This window comes from Pontibacterium sp., assembly GCF_964228735.1.
GTDB lineage: Bacteria > Pseudomonadota > Gammaproteobacteria > Pseudomonadales > Balneatricaceae > Pontibacterium.
Genome location: NZ_CAXRBQ010000120.1, coordinates 1 through 5022 on the forward strand (window position 1 = coordinate 1; position 5022 = coordinate 5022).

At 54.2% G+C, this 5022-nt stretch carries 5 protein-coding genes; 1 reads left to right on the forward strand and 4 read right to left on the reverse strand.

Features of this window, described 5'->3' with window-relative positions; all coding sequences use genetic code 11:
• Window positions 1-14: 14 nt before the first annotated feature.
• A complete protein-coding gene (locus ACEQ15_RS13600; protein WP_370279753.1) occupies window positions 15-1028 on the reverse strand; it encodes an LLM class flavin-dependent oxidoreductase in 1014 nt (337 codons plus the stop codon).
• A 275-nt stretch (window positions 1029-1303) separates the two neighbouring features.
• On the opposite strand from ACEQ15_RS13600, the gene ACEQ15_RS13605 reads away from it, so the two are divergent.
• Entirely contained in the window at window positions 1304-1591 is a 288-nt protein-coding gene (locus tag ACEQ15_RS13605) for a hypothetical protein (protein ID WP_370279754.1), read from the forward strand.
• A gap of 4 nt (window positions 1592-1595) precedes the next feature.
• Here the strand turns inward: ACEQ15_RS13605 and rrtA are convergent, their stop codons facing one another.
• The 3 genes from rrtA to ACEQ15_RS13620 all read right to left on the reverse strand — a co-directional run.
• Window positions 1596-2225: a rhombosortase gene (rrtA, locus tag ACEQ15_RS13610; RefSeq protein ID WP_370279755.1), complete on the reverse strand. Its 630-nt coding sequence runs from the start codon at window positions 2223-2225 to the stop codon at window positions 1596-1598.
• 3 nt (window positions 2226-2228) lie between these two features.
• Window positions 2229-4325 carry a VIT and VWA domain-containing protein gene (locus tag ACEQ15_RS13615; RefSeq protein ID WP_370279756.1) on the reverse strand — a complete coding sequence of 699 codons (2097 nt, stop codon included), beginning with the start codon at window positions 4323-4325 and terminating at the stop codon, window positions 2229-2231.
• 133 nt (window positions 4326-4458) lie between these two features.
• Window positions 4459-5022 (reverse strand): XRE family transcriptional regulator (locus ACEQ15_RS13620; protein WP_370279757.1); only part of this gene is annotated, 564 nt, incomplete at its 5' end.

A 5022-nucleotide genomic window follows, 5' to 3' on the forward strand; every position in this document is an offset into this window, starting at 1 on the left:
AGCCAATACGGCGATCAGGTCACTAATTGCGCCAGGCGTCGGTAGCTGTCCAGACGGGTTTCGTAATCGTAGGTGACGGTGATCAAACCCAGTTCGTCGGTGCGGTAGCGGTCTGCCAGTGCACTGAGTTGTTCATGGCACTGCTCGACGGTACCGTGGACCACGGACGCGAGCGTCTGATCAAAGTAAGCCTGATCGGAGGGGCTGAGTTTTTTCTTCAGCTCCAAAGCCTCTTCCGGGCTATTGAGAGGTTCGCGGATGCCGTGGCGGAACGCCATCACTTTCCAGTACACCTGTGATGACGCAATCAACGCCGCTTCTTCGTGGGATTCTGCACACACGGCAGATACAGCAATCAAGGTGTTTGGCGTCCCTGTGTGCCCAGCTTGACGCCAGGCCGCTTGATACTCGTCGATAATGCTGACCGGGCGGTCTTCAGGACCGATAAACAGCGCTAGCGCCATATTCATACCCACATGGCCTGCCAGTGCAGCGCTGCCGCCACTTGAGCCTAGCATCCACATCTCCGGCGTCGGTGAATCGTCGGGCATAACACGTAGTTCGTGGTATGGGTGCTCGGCAGGGATCGATTTCTCCAGAAAAGCTTTCAGCATCATCGCCTGCTGGGCGTAGTTGTCCTCGTGGGATGGTGAATCCGGAAACGCCAGCGCATGGCTTGCCAGGCCATCACCGCCTGGTGCGCGACCAATACCCAGATCGATACGTCCTGGAAACAGGGTCTCCAGTAAACGAAATTGTTCTGCCACTTTGTAGGGGCTGTAGTGGGGCAGCATCACGCCACCACTGCCCACACGGATCTGCTTGGTGATGCTGGCAATATGGCTGATCAGAATCTCAGGGGCGGGCCCTGCGAAGTTGCCACTGTTGTGGTGCTCAGCAACCCAAGAGCGGCTGTAACCCCATGCGTCGCATGCTTTGGCCAGCTCTGCCGATAGTGCCACTGGGCTCAGCGTATATGCTTTACCAGGTACAGGAGACTGATCGACGACGGTGAGTTTGAGCGTCATGGGATTACCTTTGGTTTATTCGGGTGTGAAAAGAGTGCTTTTATTTCAGCTGGTTAAGTATATGTTTCGCAAAAGGGCTGAACTATAACCGGATATGCAATATAGCCTTTCATATCTGGAAACAGTCTTGGACTATTGGAAACAGTCCTGAGCTCTATAAACAGCCCCTAACCCTAGAAACGGCCTCAAACTGACCGATGTCATGTTGCTGTTTTTGAATATATGGTCTGATACCTGTTCTTTTTACCCTTGTAGCGACATACCCAAGAGCCGACGTGAAACCCGATACCCAGACCGCAATGCGCAACCTTATAGCGGAGGTCCGAGATGTGATGCCGTTTGAGATGCCCGTTGACCAGATGTGCAGTGGCATCTGTAACGGCTGTGCGAAGAAGCTGCTCGATTTCCTCGATATACAGCTGGAGGAGTGGGAGTGGCGGCTTGATCAGGGCGAGGTGCCTGCACTGGGGGATCTGGATAAGCTTGGCAAAACCTGTCACAAGATCTACCGGGTGTTGGAGAAAAACGGCTTGGTGGGTGAAACAGACACACAAGCCGCCTGACGTTTTATCTTTCTATTGTTTCCTTCTTACCGTTCTTCCCATTAGCAATCCAAGGGAACAACGTTACTCCTGCCATCAGCAGCAATCCGCCAGTCAGACCTGCCAGATGTGCTTCCGGGTAGGGTGCCCAATCGCTCTGTACTAAGAAGTGTTCGCTAGAGAGCAGTTCCCAAGCGAGTTTTGCGCCTGTTACCAGTAGCGGCAGGTAACCGGTGAGTCCGCCGATCTGCTTCTGGAACTGAAACAATGCAACTATCAACGGCGCGAAGAGCAGACCGGATAGACCGCAGTAGTAACTCAGCTCTGAAAGGGGAGACATCAGCAGCAGGTTTACCGTTCTCAGTCCCGCCAACCAGCTTGGTAGCAGTAATGCCGGGGCGTGGCGTTCCAGATACCAGGACGCACCGACAAATGCACACAGATCCCAGAACAGGTGAGAGCTGTTGCTGTGTACCAGGTGCCCGGTTATCAGGCGCCACCACTCACCTTGATGGTTGATGGCGTGCAGATCGAAGCAGAGGGCCAGCAGGTCTCCTTTCGCGAGAAACAGAATACAGATAGCCGCGCAGAAGGTTTTAAGCGGAAATGGGAACCGCCGGACGGCGGCTCCCTCTAAGGTTACCAAAGACTGCATCAATCATGCCTCCTTGGTTTTCCGGTCACGCTGCTGACGTTTGATCAACACACCACTAGCCATCGCGATCAGCAGGGCAAGCAACCAGGGGTCAATCGCACCACCGCCGGAAGAACCGGACACTGTAGAGCGCTTTTTATCGAACATTGGTTTATTGGTATCGGCGCGACGCTGCTGAACCGGGGCTGCCGCACGCTGCTGACGCGCCTGGTGTTCGGTTTCTACCCGTTTTTTGTTGCTACGATCGATGCCCAACTGGTTAAAGCGTGCCTCTTCCACAACAATCATCGAGGTGTAGTCCGTTACCAGGCCGTGCTCTTTTGCGATTGAGGTGATCGCTTGCTTGGTATCGCTATCCTCGCCTAGGTAGTCCATTTTCGCCTGTAGGTTTTCAATCTTGGCGTATGCCCAGAGTCGCTCCAGTTCCGGATTGAGGGTTGATTGATCCGGGAACGTAATCTCGGTTTCGTAGGTACGGGTTTCGGATCCGATCTCACCGGTCAGTGTGACCTTCACCGGACCCGCTTTGCGGTAATGACCCAGCAAGGTGAGTTGCTGGCCACGGTATAAGCTGCCGATCTGCTCCGGTGTCAGGTCGGTAATGCGGCCACCGTCAAACTTGAGCTGAATATTACGCATCGCTTGGTGACTCATCTTGTCGGCCGCCAGCATGATCTGGCCCATGATGTCGTCTGCATTGGATACCGACAATGAGAAACCCTGCGAGACCTTGGTCATCTCATTCAGCAAAGGGCGGTTTGCACTGTTGCCCATTACGAAGGTGTAGAGGCGCAGGTCAGCTTGCTCCAGCATCTCCAGGAACGCTTTCTTTTCGGTAACCCCCACATTGGCTACGCCATCGGTCACCAGGATCATTGCCGTTGGACGGTCTGCATCCATTTTGCGCAGGCCCATCTTCATGCCAGCGTACAGGTTGGTGCCACGGTTTGGCTGGTACTGGTCGAGTTTATCCAGCAGCGGCGTGATCTTTTCCGGAATGGCCGGTTGGAAGTCACCACTGAAGTTCTGGGCGGTATCGTTAAACAACACGATCCGGAAGCGATCCTGTGGGCTTAGTTTGGCAAGCCCCTGACGGATGCCTTCAGTAAGTGCGGAGTACTTGCCCGCCATGGAGCCGGATACATCGAGCACGAAGATCCAGTCACGTCCATTTTGCAGGGGCGCCAGGTCATCGCCTGGGGTCAGCGTCATCATAAAGGTGCCGGGGCTGGTTGAGTCCTTTTTGTAGGTGGTCATATCCAGAGATCCGGGCAGCCCATCGCTGTGACGCCAGTAGAGCAGAATGTCTTTATCCAGGCTGGCAACGGGGCCTTGAGCCATAGGCTGAGAGGACTGTGCACTCACATCGTCATCGTCATCGCCATTGACGTTTTGTACGCGGTTCCCCAGGGATACGGTCCAGTTCTGCGCATCTGTTTGTGTTACCACTGCGGCAGGTTGGTGGGGTAGCCGAATCCCATCGATGGGGTAGCTGTTGCGCAGGTTAACGTTAAAGCTGAACTGTTCCTGCACCTGTTCATTGCGGTTCCAGAACGCCAGTTTGGCTTCATCGACACCGCCATCCTCCAGCGGGTAGACGTAACGTCCGATACCGCTATCCACATGGGTGGGTTGCACATAGACCAGTCGAACATGCACATCCGTTTGTGGCTGCACCTCAGCGACGCTGATATCGAAGGTTTTGTAGCTGTCCTGCTCAACCAGGGCGGTTTTACGTCCCGCTTTTTTCTCCTCTTCATAGATCTGGCGCGCCTGCTGCTTGGCTACAACCTCACCGGTAACCGGTTGGTTGTTGATCCAGTAAGTAAACTCGCCAACGGCGGCCTTGTCAGGTACCGGGAAGGAGTAGATGGCGTCCAGCGCTTGGTTATTTGGATTGGCAAAGACCTGCTCGACTTCGGTGATCGCATAACCGTCCTGAATGGTGACCTCGACATGGTGCTCTTTGATCGTGAGGTCCGGCAGGTTAGCGGATACCGGAGAAAGCAAACCGGCCGCATTGGCGCCGAATGCAGAGAACACCAGGCTCCCTACGAGCAGGGATTTGGAAAGAGAGCGGGAAAAAACGGGTAAACACATATAAACCTCCAAGGTGGGCGAATCACATTGGGGCCAGTGTTCGTGTTAAGCGGCTTTGACTACAGAGAATCTGACAAGGTATCACCGGACGAGACCGGGAGTCGCAAATCCTCGAAAGTTGTTATTGAAAAGCTTACTTGCGCAGGTGCTTAAACAGACTGTACTGCCACTGACGTAAGGCAAGCACCATCGTGGTGCCTTTGCGTTCGCTCAGGGGAAGTTGCGCATCACGCTTCATGATGGTGTTGAAATCGTGGGCCAGGGTCTGCATTTTGCGTTGCAGTTCGGCGTTGGCGGCAGGGGAGAGTACGGCGTTCAACACCAGCAGCTTTTCGTTCTGTTTATCAAAGCGGGAGCTGAAGAAATCCTGCTCGACCTTGTCCTGGAAAAACTTCTGAATCGGGCCGTTGGGTAACCAGTTGAAGTTGGGTGAGACCAGCAACCGAATACGGTTACCCGGTAGCAGCTCAATCAGTTTGAGGCGGTCGAGTTGTGCCAGCTTCTGAATACACTCCGTATCGCTGATCTTGTACTGACTCACGAGGTCTTCAAAGCTGAAGCCATTGATCACGCTCACCGCAATAAGCAGCAGGACCACATCGTTTGCCACTTCCCGTTCCTGATCGAGGGTGAGCTGGGTCAGGCTTTGTTGCTGGTGGGACATCTTTTCCACCAACTGAAAGAAGCTGATACCAAT

Coding starts and splice junctions, on each gene's coding strand:
- ACEQ15_RS13600 (WP_370279753.1), bottom strand. CDS start 1,028: ATGACGCTCAAACTCACCGTCGTCGATCAGTCTCCTGTACCTGGTAAA.
- rrtA (WP_370279755.1), bottom strand. CDS start 2,225: ATGCAGTCTTTGGTAACCTTAGAGGGAGCCGCCGTCCGGCGGTTCCCA.
- ACEQ15_RS13615 (WP_370279756.1), bottom strand. CDS start 4,325: ATGTGTTTACCCGTTTTTTCCCGCTCTCTTTCCAAATCCCTGCTCGTA.